This window comes from Pseudarthrobacter cellobiosi, assembly GCF_023913755.1.
Classification (GTDB): Bacteria; Actinomycetota; Actinomycetes; order Actinomycetales; family Micrococcaceae; genus Arthrobacter; species Arthrobacter cellobiosi.
Genome location: NZ_JAMXBJ010000046.1, coordinates 107,561 through 123,676, shown reverse-complemented (window position 1 = coordinate 123,676; position 16,116 = coordinate 107,561). Strand labels below are relative to the sequence as shown.

The following is a 16,116-nucleotide window of genomic DNA, read 5'->3' as shown; positions in this document are numbered from 1 at the left end:
ACAAACTAATCCACGCACACCACGGAGGTTGGGCAATGGAGTTTCTTGGAGGAAAGTTTCTTCAAGTTTTTATCGCCTTAGCGGTCTTTGCCGCGCTAATTGGGCTGATCATGCTGATTGTGGACAGGGCTCCCAAATCAGTCAAAGACAAACTGACGATCGTTGGCTTTTTGGCGCCAGCGGCAATCCTGATGCTGGTGGGCTTGGTCTATCCCGCAGTTCAGACGTCGTTCCTGGCATTCACGAATGCCTCCGGACAACCAAACGGAGTCGATAACTTCGTCTGGATGTTCACGCAGCCCGAGGCGCTGGTTACGCTGCGAAACACTGTCATTTGGACGGTGCTGGTGCCGTTCCTTTCCACCGGTTTCGGCCTCGCTTACGCGGTGTTCATCGACAAAGCCCGCGGCGAAAAGGTCCTCAAAGCCCTGGTCTTTATGCCGATGGCCATCTCATTCGTTGGCGCCGGCATCATCTGGAAGCTCGTCTACGACTACCGCGGCCCCGGCATCGAACAGACGGGCGTTATTAACGCTCTGCGGGTCATGCTGGGAATGGATCCCAAGCAGTTCCTCCTCGATGCCCCGGAAAACACCGTCTTCCTCATCATCGTGATGGTTTGGATCCAAACAGGCTTTGCCATGGTGATCCTCTCTGCTGCCATCAAGGGCGTTCCGATGGAACTGGTTGAGGCCGCGCGCCTCGACGGAGCCAACGCCTGGGAGCAGTTTCGCAATGTGACCGTTCCCGGCATCCGGGGTGCTTTGGTGGTGGTGCTGACAACCATCACCATAGCCACGCTGAAGGTCTTCGACATTGTCCGCACCATGACGGCGGGCAACTATGACACCTCAGTGGTCGCCAACGAGATGTACACGCAGGCCTTCCGTGCCGGCGAACCGGGCAGGGGCGCAGCACTTGCCCTCATCCTGTTCCTCCTCGTCCTGCCAATCGTGGTCTACAACGCCCGCGTACTCCGTCAGCAAAGGGAAATTCGATGACCGTGATGCCAGCGCCGGATGAGGCGGCCAACACTTCCCGGACCCAGTCACGCAAAGACAAGGTCCGTCCGGCGACCCCGGAGGATTCCGCGCCGATCATGCGGCGGGTCAAGACCAAGCTGACCTCACGGTGGGCCACCGCGGCCGCCGTGATCATTGCGACGATCTGGACCGTGCCCACGTTCGGTCTCCTGGTGTCCTCCATCCGTCCGGCGGCCAAGCAGGTGGGCCCGCGTTCGGATGGCTGGTGGAACTTTTTTGCGGACTGGGATTTCACCTTTAAGAATTACGTCGATGTCACGGCAGCGGCGGGATCGCAGTCGGCAAACCTTTCGCAGTACTTCGTCAATTCCCTGGCGATTGTCATCCCGGTAACCGTCTTTGTCCTGGTGCTCGCCTCCATGGCGGCCTACATGTTCGCGTGGGGCAACTTCAAAGGCCGCGAATGGGCGTTCATTATCGTTTTCGCGCTGCAGATCATCCCGCTGCAGATGGCCCTCATTCCGCTGCTGACGCTGTTCACCCAGGTGCTTCAGATTCCGCCGGGTTCCTATACCCAGCTCTGGATCGCCCACACGATGTTCGGGCTCCCGTTGGGCATCTTCCTGCTGCATAACTTCATCTCGGAGATCCCGGGCGAAGTTATCGAGGCCGCGAAGGTGGACGGGGCAGGACACACCACCATTTTCTGGCGGATCATCCTGCCGTTGTCCGTGCCGGCTCTGGCATCCCTGGCAATCTTCCAGTTCCTGTGGGTCTGGAATGACCTGCTGGTGGCATTGGTGTTCTCCGGTGGAACGGCAGACGTAGCGCCCATCACCCAACGGCTCGCCGAGATCTCCGGTACCCGGGGAAACAGGGACTACCTGAACCCTGCGGCTGCGTTCGTGTCGATCATTGTGCCGCTCGCTGTGTTCTTCGGCCTGCAGCGCTACTTTGTCCGGGGTCTCCTGGCCGGCGGCCTCAAGGGCTGACCGGATGCAAGGGGAGGCAAGCAGGTAACACTGTGACGTCGGACGGCCCGCAACCTAGCATGGCTTGGGGGCAAATGCATAGCGGATATTAAGTTTGAGCCCATGAGGGGAAACGGTGGCACGCATGGCTGAAAGGTCTCAACGGGGTGGCCACAGCGGCGTCAGCATTGAGGACGTGGCAGCGGCCGCCGGCGTATCCACCGCCACCGTTTCCCGGGCCGTTCGCGGGCTGCCCAGGGTTTCACCCGCTACCCGGGAGAAGATCCTCGAGGTGGCGGGGGCTTTGGGTTACGTGGCGTCGTCGTCGGCGTCAGGACTGGCCACCGGCCGCACCAAGACCATCGGCGTGCTGGCCCCGTTCGTGAGCCGCTGGTTCTTCTCCAAGGCCATCGAGGGCGCGGACCGCGAACTTCACGCCCGCCACTACAACCTTTCCCTCTTTAACCTGGGCGGTCACGGCAGCAACCGTGAGCGCCTGTTCAGCAAGACCATGGTTTACAAGCAGATTGACGCCTTGCTTGTCCTTTGTATGGCGTTGAGCCACGACGAACTGGACCACCTCCAGAAGATTGATATCCCGCTGATCGTGGTGGGCGGTCATGTGGAGGAGTGCGCGTACATCGGCATCGACGACTACGCCGCTGCATCCACCGCCGTCCGGCACCTGATCGACCTCGGTCACCGCGACATTGCCCTCCTGCACGGCGACGACGAAACGGACCTTAACTTCGACGTTCCCCGCGTGCGGATCCTGGCTTTCAAGGACGTCATGGCAGGAGCCGGGCTGCCCACCCGCCCCGAGTGGGACGAATGGGGAGACTTCACGGTCCGCAGCGGCCAGGAGGCCTTCCGGCGCCTCTGGGCCCGGTCAGGCCCCAAACCAACCGCCATCTTCTGCGCCTCCGACGAAATGGCTATGGGCGTCATCTTCGAGGCCACACGCGTAGGCGTGCGGGTCCCTGAGGACCTCTCGGTGGTGGGCATCGATGACCACGATTTCGCCGACGCGATGGGCCTGACCACAGTGGGACAACGGCCCGACGAACAGGCCGAGCTGGCCACCAAGATGCTCATCGATGAACTGGACGGCACAGCCGGGGCGGTCCGGTCCGCCGTCGCGCCCCACCAACTCATCATCAGGCGTACGACGGCGCCGCCTCCTTCCTGAGGAGGCGCTGCGCCGCATCTGATCCAGGAAGCCTCGGTCAGGACGCGCGGGCGAGTTGCCGGATGGGAATCCAGCGGGAGGCCAGCCTGCGGTAGGCCGCCGCGGCGCCCGTCATGTCGCCTTCTGCCAGGCATTCGATGCCCAGCCTGATGTCCATCGGCGACTCGTCCGGGTACACCTTGTCCGCCACGGCGCCATAGTCGAGTTCCACCATGGAATTGATGTGGAACAGCTCCAGCCATTCGGTCAGCTGGGCGAGGTCGTCCAGCATGTCCAGGTCCGGGGCGGCCAATGCCAGGTGGGCTACGGCGTACCGGGCCCGCTCCATGGCTTCGGTGATGGGAGCCCACACCCTGACGGTGAGGATGCGCCCGCCTGATTCCACCACGTCCTTATGGTCGCCTTCCATAAACAGTGAGAACCAGCTGAAGGGGATGCCCCACGTGGAGGCGCGGGTATGCACGCGGATGGCGCCGTCACGTGCTTTGACCTGGTCAATGCGTTCCTGGTGCTTGTCCCGCTGCTCTTCCGGAATCAGCATCTCGGCCAGCGGGCCGTGGATGCCTTCCATGAGGGCATTGGCGGCGAGGCCGGCGCGCAGGACCAGCTGGCTGGGGCAGTACAGCAGGACGCGCCCGGACCCAGCGTCACGCCCGCCGTCGCCCCCAGCGTCAGGCCCAAGGTCGGAACCGGCGCCTATCCCGGTACCCAAGCCTGACTCGGTACCCACCCCGGCCTCGGCACCCGGGCCGGCAGCACCACCGGGGCCGGCGGCAGCACCGGCGTCGGGCGTTCCTGGCTGCGGCGTCCGCCCGGGGGGTACACCGGGAATGCTGGTGACGCGGACCAGGTCCGTCCGCCCGGTGGGGAACGGGTCACCACCGGAGCGGGTGATCCGGCCCAGCGAGGCCAGCAGTTCGGCGTTTTCGACGGCGGCCCGGGAGGCTGTGCGGGCACCGGCGGTCCGGATGGCCTCCCGCTGTCCTTCCGGGAAGGCTTCCAGCGGTTCGTAGACGCGCAGGGTGGAGGAGAACGGCAGCCCGGCCTGGCCCCGGTAGAGGTTTCCCGTCATTACAGTTTCCCTTCCTGGGCCCCGGCTGCAGCCATCAGTCCGCCAGTTCCACCAGAACGGGGGCGTGGTCCGAGGCGCCCTTGCCCTTGCGTTCCTCGCGGTCGATCGACGCGCCCGTGACGCGGGCCGCCAACGCGGGGGAGCCAAGGACAAAGTCAATGCGCATGCCCTCCTTTTTGGGGAAGCGCAGTTGGGTGTAATCCCAGTAGGTGTAGACGCCGGGACCGGGCGTGTACTGGCGTGCCACGTCGGTGAAGCCGGCCTCTGCGAAAGCGTGGAAGGCCGCCCGCTCCGGCGGGCTGACGTGGGTGTAGCCCTGGGCCAGGAAGAGACCGATGTCCCAGACGTCCTCATCCAGGGGCGCGATGTTCCAGTCACCCATCAGCGCAACCTGGGCATCCGGGTTCGCCGCGACCAGTCCGTGGGCATGGCCCTTGAGGGATTCGAGCCATTTGAGCTTGTAGGGCATGTGTTCGTCGTCCAGGGAGCGGCCGTTGGGCACGTAGAGGCTCCAGACCCGGACGCCGCCGCACGTCGCCGCCATGGCGCGGGCCTCCTGGACGGGATCCTTGCCGGCCTTCCCGAACGGAGGCTGGTCCAGGAACGTGCGCTCCACGTCTTCCAGGCCAACCCGGGACGCGATGGCCACGCCGTTCCACTGGTTCACACCGAAGTGGGCCACCTCGTAGCCCATGCGTTCGAACAGCTCCCAGGGGAAGTTTTCGTCCTTGCATTTGGTCTCCTGGATGGCCAGGACGTCGCAATCGCTGCGCTGCAGCCAGGCCTCCACACGGTCGGCGCGGGCACGGAGGGAGTTTACATTCCAGGTAGCAATCTTCACAGTTCCTAACTTACCGAACTTGTTGCCCGGAGGCGTTGCCGCGGCGGGAAAGCCAGCGCAGGCCGTTTGTCAGTTTCAGAAGTCGTCTGCACTGGATCCCGTGGAAGTACGGGCCTTGTGCAGACGACTCCTGACACGGAAGCGCTCGAAGTCGTCTGCACAAACCGTCGTTTTGTTCGAAGTCGCGTGCACCAACCGTCATTCTGTCTGAAGCCGCCTGCACGAACCGCCGCCGACGTCAGGGACTTTTAGGCTTTCGGCTGGTCATCGGCGGTCAGCGTCTCCGGTGGTCGGGGCGGCAGGTAACGGTAGAGGCTGGAGCGCTGACACCGGTGGCTTTGACGATCTCGGAGATGGACTGATTTTCCTGGTCGCGAAGGTGCGCGGCGTAGGCGAGTTTCGCTGGATCGACCACGCTGGGGCGGCCGATCCTCTTGCCTTTAGCGGCAGCAACGGCACGCGCGTGGGCTGCGCGTTCGATCGCGTAGGTTCGTTCCATTTGGCCGAAGAGCGCGAGCATCACAACTGCCAGCTGCGACATGGGATCCTCCGGTTTGGCGGAATCAACCCGGATCGGGTCAGCCAGGTTCCGGACTCCGACGCCGCGACCGGCCAGGTCGTGGATGAGGTTCAGGGTGTCGCGGACGGTGCGGCCCAACCGGTCCAGGGTGTGCACCACGATCACGTCCCCGTCGCGGGCCTGGTCGAGTGCTTCATGAAGTCCAGGCCGGTTTGCGGTGGATCCGGATTTCTTGTCCACGTAAATGTGCCGGGCAGGGATGCCTTCGCTGCGCAGTGCGTCGATCTGCCGGTCGAGGTCCTGTTTCGCGGTCGAGATGCGGGCGTACCCAATTGTGGATGTTAGGTGGCATTGGCGGTCAAATCACACTTAGATATGGCGGTTCTAGCAGATTCCTATGACGAGGATCGAGCGAGCGGATTAACGGAACGTCGTCGGTGAGCGGTCACTTTATGAGAGAAGTGGACAGGAAATATTCAGTGCCGAGGAGATGCTCCCTTTGCCTCGTGAGCCGAACATAGTGCTTCCACACGGCCGCCTTTCCCGCACGCCGCGGCCTCAACTGCGGTGTCTTTGTCCGAAGCCAATGCAACTCCTGAAGGTGCTTGGGTGTTGCGGCAAGGGTTATCCACCCCGGTCGTACCGGGGCCGATCCAAACCTGTGTGACAGTCAAATGCCGGTCAGGGGAGTCGTCACGCGTCTGACGGCGGCCGTCGTCGTTGAGCGACGTGTCCGTGGATCCTTGCAGGCTGCCCATCCGTCGGACCGGCCTTGGCGCACGAGGGCGAATTTCGTCAGGATCGTGGGGTTTCCTTTCTGCCTTGGCGGCGGGCGGGGGTACGGAACTATGTCTGCAAACGAACGGCCGCTCCGACTCTCCATAATGAGAGAGTCGCAGCGGCCGCCGGCTGGCTGCCTGTAGGGGCTACTTGGTCGTAGCCTTGGTGGTCAACCAGGCTCCGGTGCCGATCTCGCTGACCGCGGCGATCCGCACTAGGTATTCGGTTTTCCCGAGGAGTCCCGTGATCTTGGTATTGGTTGCGGTACTGACCCCGTCGCCGAAGGTCTTCCAGTTCACGCCGTCGGTGGATGTCTCAATCAGGTAATCGGTGATGGGAAACCCGCCATCGGAGGCAGGTGCGGTCCAGGACGCCAGCAAAGACTTGCCCTGGACCTTTATTACCGCACCGCGGGGGGCGGATGGTGCCGGGGAGGTGCTGGCCGCCACCGGCTGGGAAAATTCGCCGAGCCCCGCTGCCGAGACTGACTGCACCCGGACCTGGTATTCAGTCCCGGGGTTGAGTCCTTGGATCCGGGCTCCCGGCGTGGACGTTACGGCGTCATACACCGGCACCCACTCAGTGGCACCGGTGGCACGGTACTGCAGCCGGTAGTCAGTGACCGGAGCCGTGCCGGTGACGGTCGGGGCCGCCCAGACGACATCAATAGCGGAACCACTGACAGGAGTCAGCTTCACTTCGGCGGGGCTACCGGGCAGACCTGAAGGCTCCGGCTCGGGCTCCGAACCGCCGCCCGTCAGGGTGAGCCCTGCAAAGGGTGCCTTGACCACCGAAGTGGCCAAGTCGATGGTTGACGGCGAAGTGCCCAGGACGTTCCATAGCTCAACCTTCATGGAACCATCCACCAAGGCTCCAAGCTCCCCTTCGACGGAGGTGAAGCCGAGCTCCGAGGTGTACCGCTCAAATCCCGCCACCGGGTCGGTGGGGAAATAGTTGTAGGTTTCGATCCGGTCGAAGGTGCCGTCGCCGGTCAGGTCATATGAGACCCTGATGCGCGTTCCGTTCCCGACACCTGCCGTGTCCACACCGATATCGAACGCGGTCCTGCTGCCCGCGAAAGTGCCGTTCAGGTTTTCGGCCGTTAGGGTGAGGCCGGTTGTCGGATCACCGACGGCGTCGGGTCCGCTGCGGGGTGCGAGTGTCGCCACCGGCGCGGTGCCGGGCTGGGACAGGAACGATCCGTCGGTGCCGAGGTAGAACGTGGTGGTGGTCGGGGCGGGCGGGTCCGTGGGGTCCGTGGGCTCTTCCGTGCCGCTCGGCGCTCCGCCACCGCTCCAGGTCTGCGCACCGGACGTCACTGTCTTGCCGGCGGCGACGTCGAGCACGGTGCCATCGGAGAAGGTGACCTTGAGGGGTTCCTGGGTGATGTTGCTCGCCACGTAGGTCCTGGCGCCGTCCTTCGTGAACACGGCGGCCATCGGGTCATCGGCGTGGACGCTGCTGTCCAGGTTTCCAAGCGTTGCAAGGTTGGCAATCCAGTGATAGGTGTGGGCCCGGCTCTCCCCTTCCTCCTCGGGGTATTCACGGTCGTTATCCAGTGCCGAAAGCGCTGCCAGCCCGTCCCCGAGGGCCAGGTAGGACCACAGGATGTCCTGCCAGACGGTCGGGTTGCCGTTGTTCACGTCGACCATTTCGGCGAAGTTGGACACAACGTCATCCGGGCGCAGGCCCAGGTAGAGGTGCCCGCCGGTGATCGGCAGGGTGTTGATGCCTTGGATCATCTCGGCCTCGGCGCTGAACCACGTGGAGTAGGTTCCGCCGTCGCCCCAGATCATGCCCGCGGTGGTGTGCCCGAAGGAGTCGGGCATGGCGCCGGATTCATCGAACCAGTACTGCTGGATGGCGGCGGTCTGGGTTGCATTGAGGTAGATTCCGGCGTCGCGGGTGGCGGTGTCGCCGGTGGCCGTTCCCCACTGGATGAGGCCGTTGGCGAAGTTCTGTCCCTCGGAACTCGATTCCTGGTTGTTTCCGGCACCGAAGGCGCCATGGCCGGAGGCCCAGTCGTGGCCGGCGTAGATGTCGAAGTCGCGCAGGTACGGGTAGCGGGTATCGGCGCGCTCGAAGTTATTCGCATCCGCGATCAGCTCATCCACCATGCCGCCGTAGGCCGCATCGGCTGCCCACTCCGGTTCAAACCGTGCCAGGGTGGCAGCCGCCACGACGAAGTAGCCATAGTGGAAATGGTGGTCGTTGAGCTCCTTATCGGAGCCGTACGACGCCGGGAACCCGACGAGGGTGCCCCAGTTGGAGTTGTAGGAGAAGACCTGTTCGGTCTCGCCGGGTGAGGCAGTGAACCAGTTGGTGAGGGTCTCCTTCATCTGGGCCAATGCCGTGTCGCGCACGGCCGTGCGGTCGAGCTGGTCGGCGATCTCCACGATGCGGGCGGCGCGACCGAGGGCCTTGCCGGTCCAGTAGGTGTCGTCCTTGTCGATGCTCATCGGATCGGCCGCAACCTGGTCCAGCAGGGCGTCCAGGCGGGCGTTGGCGTCACCGGCCCCGGTCGCAACGGCGGGAACCTCGGGCAGCACCCCGGTGAAGGGGGTGGCCGTGGTGAAGGAGGTTGCCCCGACCAGCGTGGTCATGGCCCCGCGGGGGGACACGTAGGTGCGGTCCAGGGTCGCTCCGGCCGATGGTCCGTCGCCGGTCACGCCATCGAGGTAGGCGCTCTGGTGCGGGTAGAGCGACAGCACGGTGCCTGAGTTGGCTCCCTCCTGCACCTTAGTCTCGGCCGAGTAGGTGGTCTCAACCACGCTCCCGGCCTCGTTATAGACGAAATCAGCCCGGGTTCCGGTGACCTTGGCGTACGCGTACGGCGTGTAGCTGTCGGCGACTGCGGTGCGCGCCGCGTCCGTGTCGGTGGGGCTCGTCGGCAGTGCCGCCACGGAGAGATACCCCTTCCCGTCGAGGGTGCTGCTCAATTTCGTGCCCGAGACAGTCCAGGCCCCGCCGGTGGGGGCGAACGCGACGTAGTCCCCGCCGCCGGAGCTAAACCCGATGCGCTCACCGTCATTGAGCCAGACGCGCAGGTCGGCTCCTGCGGTGATGACTGCGTCTCCGCCGGCGATGTCGTACCAGCTGAATGGCAGGCCGTGGCCGATGGTCGCGGTCATCGACCGGGTGCCGTCGCTCCACGAGGGGGTGACAGTCCAGTCGGTCCAGTCGGCGACCTCGACGACCGGGGCGGTGAGCCCGGCGACGCCGACCGTCACGTCCTGCGCGTAGGCATAGTGGAACTCGCCGATTTCGCCCGGGGTGCCGCTCATGGTCGGCGTCGTGGTGTTTGAGAGTCCCAGGCCGGCGGCCTGGGGGAGGTAGGAGAGCGGATGCGCGTGCAGGGGCTCGCTGCCGACGCAGTTGTACTTCTTGAAGAGGAGCGAGGACCACCAGTCATTGGTGGGAACAGCTCCGGCCGGGGCGGTGTCGGTCACGTAGGCGCGGGCATCCGTGGCCAGCGGTGCGCAACCCTCGGGAGCCGGGCCGATGGTGTCCGTGGTGTAGCTGCCGCTGCCAGCGGGCAGGGTCTCGGCTTGCGCCGCGCCGGCCGGGATAAGCCCGCCAAGGAGAACGGCGGCGACGCTGAGAACGGCAAGCCGGGAGGCTGTGGTGCCTCCCCTCCTTCGGATCTCTCCTGGTGCCCGGACGTTGTGGTGGATGGTCATGATGCTCTCCCTGTGTTCCGTGTCGCGACGTTGCTTCACGGGCAAGCAACCCATGGGTCAACCCATACGGGGTCGTGGGAGCGCTCTCACACAGAGTAGGCATCCCCGCTGGAAAGCGCAAGGACTTTTTTCGGGAGGGTGACGGAAAAGTGAAACGGGCCCAGCAGGCGGGCCCGGGTTCTAAGTGGTTGGCCCTGCAGTGCTGCCGCGCACCACGAGCTCGGCCGGGTAGATAACCGGCTCCAGAGGCAGCTCCGGATCTTCAATGGCACGGATCAGGAGCTGCCCGGCCGTCACGGCCATGTCCACCATGGGCTGTGTCACCGTGGTCAGGCCCAAGCCGTGGGCTGCCAGGAGAGCATGATTATCGAACCCCACGACGGCTACATCCTCCGGCACCCTGCGGCCTCCGCTCCGCACTAACTCGATCACGCCCAGCGCCATCAGGTCCGAGGCGGCAAAAACGCCATCCAGCTCCGGCGCCTCGGTGAACAGGTGCCGTGCGGCATCCGCACCGCCCGGCGTCGTAAAGTCCCCATGGACGACGGGCCCAGGCTGCAATCCGGCGTCCCGCAACCCCTGCAGCCATCCATCGAGACGGTCGGCTGCGGCGGGCATGTCAACAGGTCCGGCCACAGTCCCAAGCCGGGTGCGTCCGATGCCGGCCAGGTGCCGTGCGGCCAACCTGCCGCCTTCAAAATTGTCCAGATCCACAAACGGAACGCCGAAGCTCGTATCCCAGGGTCTGCCTATGAAGATGGTCGGCAGGCCTGTGCTCCCGAGCGTCTCCGCCCAGTCGTCGCCCTTGTGGTGCGAGACGACAATGGCGCCGTCGACGTGGCCGCCGCGCAGGTACCGTATGGTCCGCGCGGAGTCATCGCCTGCGCGGGACATCAGCAGCACCAACTGCATGTCGGTACCCCGGAGGGCCTCATTGACGCCCGTAATGACGGCGGCGAAGAAGGGATCCATCATGACCCGCGCGTCGGGCTCCGGAATCACCAGCGCAACCGAAGCGGTGCGCTTTGTTACCAGACTCCGCGCCGCCCGGTTGGGTGTGTACCCGAGGGCCACGACCGCGGCGTCAACGGCGGCCTGGGCTGCGGGGCTGACCTTCAGTCCGCCGTTGATCGCCCTGGACGCGGTGGAGCGGGACACTCCGGCAGCCGTGGCTAGATCCTCCAGCGTCGGACTGGGCCGCCCTGCTTGCAGGAGGGCAGGGCGGCGGGTGTTTTCGTTCATTACACAGACAATACGACACCAGACTCCGAAGACGGCACGGGGATGCTGCCGACCGGGATGGCGTTGGTGGCCGCCACCGCCGCGTACCACACTGCGCTGGCTTTCGGGATGCGTTCCTGGGTTGAGTAGTCCACCCGGACCAGGCCAAAGCGCTGGTGGTAACCGAAGGACCATTCGAAGTTGTCCAGCAACGACCAGGCCAGGTACCCGCGGACGTCCACGCCGTCTGCGATGGCGCCGTGCACCGCCTGGAGGTGGGCTGCAAAGAATCCCAGCCGGTCCTGGTCGTCCACGAACCCTACGTCGTCAGGGACGTCGTCGTAGGCTGCGCCGTTCTCGGTGATGTAGATGGGAATCCCGGCCGGGCCGGTGTATTCGGCCTGCAGCCGGTTGAGCAGGCGCCGCAGCCCTTCCGGCTGGACTTCCCAGCCCATTCCCGTCACTGGCAGGCCGCGGGATACCGAGCGCGCGCCGTCGGCTGCCACGAACGGGGAGGACACCGGGCGGGCCGCCTGTTCCGGGTCCGCCGCCGTCTTCTGCTCCGCGTGGTCCTCCGGGTCCGCAGGGTCTTTGGTGAGCGATTCCCCGTGGTAGTAGTTGACACCGAGCAGGTCCACGGGGGTGGAGATGATGTCCAGGTCCCCGTCGTGGACGAAGTCAGCTATTCCCAGGTGTGCCACGTCTGCCAGAAGGTCGGCCGGATACTCTCCCCTGCATAACGGGTCCAGGAAGATCCTGTTGAACTGGCCATCGATCCGTCGCGCGGCGTCGCGGTCGCCGGCGCTGTCGGGGTCCCGCGGGTCGGCGACCGTCAGGTTCAGCGTGATGCCCAGGGTGGCATCCGGGTCCTGGCTGCGGAGATCACGGGCCGCCAGACCGTGACCGAGCAGCAGGTGGTGGGCGGCAGCCAGCCCTGACCGCGGGTCCTGCCGTCCCGGCGCGTGGATGCCTGCCGCGTAGCCGAGGAAAGCCGAGCACCACGGCTCGTTGAGGGTGGTCCAGATCCGGACCCGGTCCCCGAGCGCGTTATGCATGAGGGCTGCGTACTCGGCGAAGCGGTAGGCGGTGTCCCGGTCGGCCCAGCCGCCCTTGTCCTCCAGGGCCTGGGGGAGGTCCCAGTGGTAGAGGGTCAGCCAGGGCGTGATTCCGGCTGCCAGCAGTTCATCCACCAGCCGGGAGTAGAAGGCGATGCCTTCGGGATTCGGGGTGACGCCGTCGGGCATGCAGCGGGCCCACGACGTGGAGAACCGGTAGGCCTTCATGTTCAGGTGGCTCATGAGCGCCACGTCCTGCTTGTAGCGACGGTAGTGGTCACAGGCCAGATCGCCGTTGTGGCCGTCTGCTACGGCGCCGGGGATCCGTGCGAACGTATCCCAGATGGAGTCCTGCCGGCCGTCGGTGTGCGCTGCGCCTTCGATCTGGTAGGCAGCGGTAGCTGCCCCCCACAGAAAGCCCTGCGGAAACGGAAATTGGGTGGAACTCATCCTTTTACTGCTCCTTGCATAATTCCGGAAACGAGCTGGCGGCCGGCAGCGACAAACAACAGCAGCAGTGGAACGGTGGCCAGGACCGCACCTGCCAGAACTACCGAGTAGTCCACAAAGTGTGCGGCCTGCAGCAGCTGCAGTGCCACCGGAAGGGTGGGGTTTGAGGGGTCCAGGACGATGAACGGCCAGAAGAAGTTTGTCCAGGTGGCTACGAACGTGAAGAGGGCGAGCATGGCGGCCGCGGGCCGGGCGGCCGGGAATCCGAGGTACCAGAAGGCCTGGATCATCGAGGCGCCATCCATCCGCACCGCCTCGATGAGCTCGTCCGGTAGGGCGTCCCGGAGATACTGGGTCATCCAGAACACCCCGAAAGCCGTGACAACACCGGGAATGATGACGGCCCACAGCGAGCCGGTCCAGCCCAGTTTGGACATCACAATGAACAGCGGGACCACACCCAGCTGCGTCGGGACCGCCATGGTGGCGACAACGAAAACCAGCAGCCCCTTGCTCCCCCGGAACCTAAGCTTCGCGAAGGCGAACCCGGCGAGCGTGGAGAACACCACGACGGATGCCGCCGTCACGCTGGAGACGATGAGGCTGTTGCCCATGGCCTTCCAGAACGGGATGCTGTCGAAGACCTTCCCCGCGTTGGCCAGGAAGTTCCCGCCCGGCAGCAGCGGGATTCCCCGGCTCAGGACGGTGTTGTCATGGCTGCCTACGAGGAAGGACCAGTACAGGGGAAAAAGGGATGCGAGCAGAACGGCGCCGAGGAACCCGTACGTCAGGAACCCGGGCCGGCGGACGCTGGAGGAGCCCGTTCGGTGCCCGGCGCCGGGCCCCCGCCGTGCCGCGGCCCGGGCGGCGCCCTTGCCGGCGCTCTGTTCGATCATGGGGATGGAGCTCATTTGCGGCCTCCCTGGCTTGCGATGCGCTTGGTGATGATGAAGTTGAGCAGGGCTATCAGCACGATCATCACGAAGAGCAGCCACGCCACGGCGGAGGCCCTGCCGAAGTTCCGCTGGCCCCAGCCGAGTTCCCAGATGTACATGGTCAGGGTCTGCCACTGCCTGTCGGCCCCGCCCAGCCCGGACTGGTCGAAGACCCGCGCCTCATCGAAAATCTGCAGTCCGCCGATGGTGGACGTGATGACCACAAAGATCACGGTGGGCCGCAGCATGGGTACGGTGACGGAGAAGAACTGCCGCAGCCGGCCGGCGCCGTCGATCGTGGCAGCTTCAAACACATCCCGCGGGATCGCCTGCATGGCTGCGAGGAAGATGAGGGCGTTGTAGCCGATCCAGCGGAAGTTCACCATGGTGGCGATCGCCGTGTGGCTGGCGAGCGACTCGGAATGCCACCGGACCGGGTCCAGGCCAATAGCTTTCAGCATCTCATTGACCAGGCCGAACTGGTCCGCGAAGAGGTTGTTGAAGATCAGGCCCACCGCCACCGGCGCGACGACGAACGGAACCAGGACCCCCATCCGCCAGAACGTCCGGGCCCTCAGGTTCGCGTCCAGCACCGCCGCTATCACCAGGGCAATGATGACCTGGGGCACGGAGGAGAGGAGGAAGATGCTGAGGGTGTTGCCGACCGCGTTCCAGAAGTAGGGCTGCGCCAGGACGAACGCATAGTTCTCCAGGCCCGTGAACTTCCCCTGCCCGCCGATGAGGTTCCAGTTGTGCAGCGATACCCAGCCCGTGTAGAGCAGCGGGAAGAGGCCCGTGACGCCAAACAGCAGGAAGAACGGGGAAATGTAGAGGTAGGGGGAGAGTTTTACGTCCCATTTGGAGACCTGCTGGGAGAAGGCCAGACGCCGGACACCCCTGCCGCCGGCGTCCGGCGGAGGTGCCTCAGCACCGGCGCTCCCGGGCTTGACCTGGTCCGTAACCGTCATGGCTTACAGGGACTTCACGGCAGTGACGAACTTCTCCCACGAGGAGGCTGCATCGTCCGTCTTGTCAACGTCCACACGGGTGAGGGCCTGCTGCATGGCGTCGTTGATGGCAAAGAACTTGGTGCCCTTGAACGGCGTCACTTCGACGGCCTTGGCCCGCTCGGCGAAGATCTTGCCGGTGGGGGCACCGTTGAAGAACGCATTGGTCTGGCCCAGCAGCTCACTGCTTTCCAGTGCCGCCTTCTGGCTCGGGAAGGTGCCCTTTGCGGTGAAAGCCTTGACCTGCTGCTCGGGGGCGGTCAGCCAGCCGGCCAGTTTCTTGGCCTCGGCCTGGTTCTCGCTCTGGGTCGGGACGGTCAGGTAGGAGCCGCCCCAGTTTCCGCCGCCGCCGGGAAAGACGTTGGCCACGTCCCAGCCCGTAACTCCGGCCGCGTTGCCCTCGATGACCCCGAGCATCCAGCCCGGGCAAAGCGTTGTGGCGAAGGCGCCTGTCTGGAAACCGGAAGCCCAGTCATCGCTCCACTGGCCCAGGTGGGCCGAAAGCCCGTCCGCGGTGGAGGCTTCCAGGACCTGGTTGTAGGTGTCCTTGACCTTCTCGTTGTCCGTCGCGATGACGGTCCCGTCCTCCTCCTCATAGGCCTTTTCGAGCTGGTTGCTCATTCCCTGGTAGATGGCTCCTGCGGAGTCGAACCACGCCGCTCCCGGGTTCGCGGCCTTGAATGTCTTGCCGGCCTCGAAGTAGCTGTCCCAGGTTGTGCCCAGCATCTTCGCAACTTCCCCGCGCTCGGTAGGCATGCCTGCCTTCTTGAGCAGCTCGGCGTTGTAGCAGACCGCCTCGGGCCCGGAGTCGGTGCCGTAGCCCAGAAGCTTCCCGTCGGCAGTCTTCGCAGCGTCGGCCTTCCAGTCCAGCCAGCGTCCTTCAACAGCGGGGTCGCTTAGGTCGGCAAAACGGTCCGGATACTGCAGCAGCTCGGGCAGCCAGTCCACCTCGACGCCTTCGATGTCGGACAATCCGGAGCCGGCGGCCAGCCGGGTGGTGAGGTTGTCCCGGGCTTCGTTGGTGGTGGCGGCCTTCTTGTGCTCGATGGTCACGTTGGGGTTCAGCGTTTCGTATTCTTCAAAAAGCTTTTCGTAGCCGAACTCGTTAAACGTGCCAACCGTCAGGGTCACCGGCTTGGAACCGGTGGCCCCGTCCGCACCGGCCTTCTCGGGGGCGGATGAACCGCAGGCCGTCAGCGAAAGGGCCAGGCAGGCGGCCGCAGCCGACAGCACAGAGAACTTGTTTGGGTTTTTCACAGGGAAGACTCCTTCGTCAAGATTCCATCCGGTTCACAGCGCCGGAAGTCGCCGTGGCCGGTGGGGGGTCAGCCGCACCGTCTGCGGGCTGGGCGATCATATGGGAGCGCTCTCACGAACATGGTGTCCCACCTCACATCCGCTTGTCAAGGCCG

12 protein-coding genes are annotated in these 16,116 nt (G+C 64.9%); 3 read left to right on the top strand and 9 right to left on the bottom strand.

All coding sequences use genetic code 11. The annotated features are described in order from the left end of the window. Positions 1–35: 35 nt before the first annotated feature. The 3 genes from NG696_RS12765 (at position 36) to NG696_RS12755 (ending at position 3,143) form a co-directional block, all read left to right on the top strand. Positions 36–1,001: a carbohydrate ABC transporter permease gene (locus NG696_RS12765; protein WP_252575662.1), complete on the top strand. Its 966-nt coding sequence runs from the start codon at positions 36–38 to the stop codon at positions 999–1,001. Next, positions 998–1,975 (top strand): carbohydrate ABC transporter permease, encoded by a 978-nt coding sequence (locus NG696_RS12760; protein WP_252575660.1) that lies wholly within the window; start codon positions 998–1,000, stop codon positions 1,973–1,975. Before NG696_RS12765 ends, NG696_RS12760 begins: the two co-directional genes overlap by 4 nt. Positions 1,976–2,090: 115 nt before the next feature. Beyond that, positions 2,091–3,143 carry a LacI family DNA-binding transcriptional regulator gene (locus NG696_RS12755; RefSeq protein ID WP_252575659.1) on the top strand — a complete coding sequence of 351 codons (1,053 nt, stop codon included), beginning with the start codon at positions 2,091–2,093 and terminating at the stop codon, positions 3,141–3,143. Between the two features lie 37 nt (positions 3,144–3,180). Here NG696_RS12755 and NG696_RS12750 read toward each other — a convergent pair whose 3' ends face one another. From NG696_RS12750 to NG696_RS12710, 9 genes are all read right to left on the bottom strand, one after another. Further along, complete coding sequence (locus NG696_RS12750) at positions 3,181–4,215, bottom strand: DUF8083 family protein (RefSeq protein WP_252575656.1); 1,035 nt, start codon at positions 4,213–4,215, stop codon at positions 3,181–3,183. A gap of 34 nt (positions 4,216–4,249) precedes the next feature. Further along, positions 4,250–5,056 carry an exodeoxyribonuclease III gene (locus NG696_RS12745; RefSeq protein ID WP_252575654.1) on the bottom strand — a complete coding sequence of 269 codons (807 nt, stop codon included), beginning with the start codon at positions 5,054–5,056 and terminating at the stop codon, positions 4,250–4,252. Positions 5,057–5,330: 274 nt separating this feature from the next. Then, positions 5,331–5,852, bottom strand: coding sequence for a recombinase family protein (locus tag NG696_RS12740; RefSeq protein ID WP_252575732.1), 522 nt, complete (start codon positions 5,850–5,852; stop codon positions 5,331–5,333). 650 nt (positions 5,853–6,502) lie between these two features. After that, positions 6,503–10,036, bottom strand: a complete 3,534-nt coding sequence (locus NG696_RS12735; protein WP_252575652.1) for a glycosyl hydrolase — start codon at positions 10,034–10,036, stop codon at positions 6,503–6,505. Between the two features lie 180 nt (positions 10,037–10,216). Beyond that, the gene (locus NG696_RS12730; RefSeq protein ID WP_252575649.1) at positions 10,217–11,278 is read right to left on the bottom strand and encodes a LacI family DNA-binding transcriptional regulator; all 1,062 of its coding nucleotides are present in this window, start codon (positions 11,276–11,278) and stop codon (positions 10,217–10,219) included. Then, positions 11,278–12,762 carry a glycoside hydrolase family 1 protein gene (locus NG696_RS12725; protein WP_252575647.1) on the bottom strand — a complete coding sequence of 495 codons (1,485 nt, stop codon included), beginning with the start codon at positions 12,760–12,762 and terminating at the stop codon, positions 11,278–11,280. Before NG696_RS12725 ends, NG696_RS12730 begins: the two co-directional genes overlap by 1 nt. Then, positions 12,759–13,673, bottom strand: coding sequence for a carbohydrate ABC transporter permease (locus NG696_RS12720; protein ID WP_252575645.1), 915 nt, complete (start codon positions 13,671–13,673; stop codon positions 12,759–12,761). The genes NG696_RS12725 and NG696_RS12720 overlap by 4 nt, the downstream gene beginning before the upstream one ends. Further along, positions 13,670–14,665: a carbohydrate ABC transporter permease gene (locus NG696_RS12715; RefSeq protein ID WP_252575644.1), complete on the bottom strand. Its 996-nt coding sequence runs from the start codon at positions 14,663–14,665 to the stop codon at positions 13,670–13,672. Before NG696_RS12715 ends, NG696_RS12720 begins: the two co-directional genes overlap by 4 nt. Positions 14,666–14,668: 3 nt before the next feature. Further along, positions 14,669–15,961: an ABC transporter substrate-binding protein gene (locus NG696_RS12710; protein ID WP_252575643.1), complete on the bottom strand. Its 1,293-nt coding sequence runs from the start codon at positions 15,959–15,961 to the stop codon at positions 14,669–14,671. Positions 15,962–16,116: the final 155 nt, after the last annotated feature.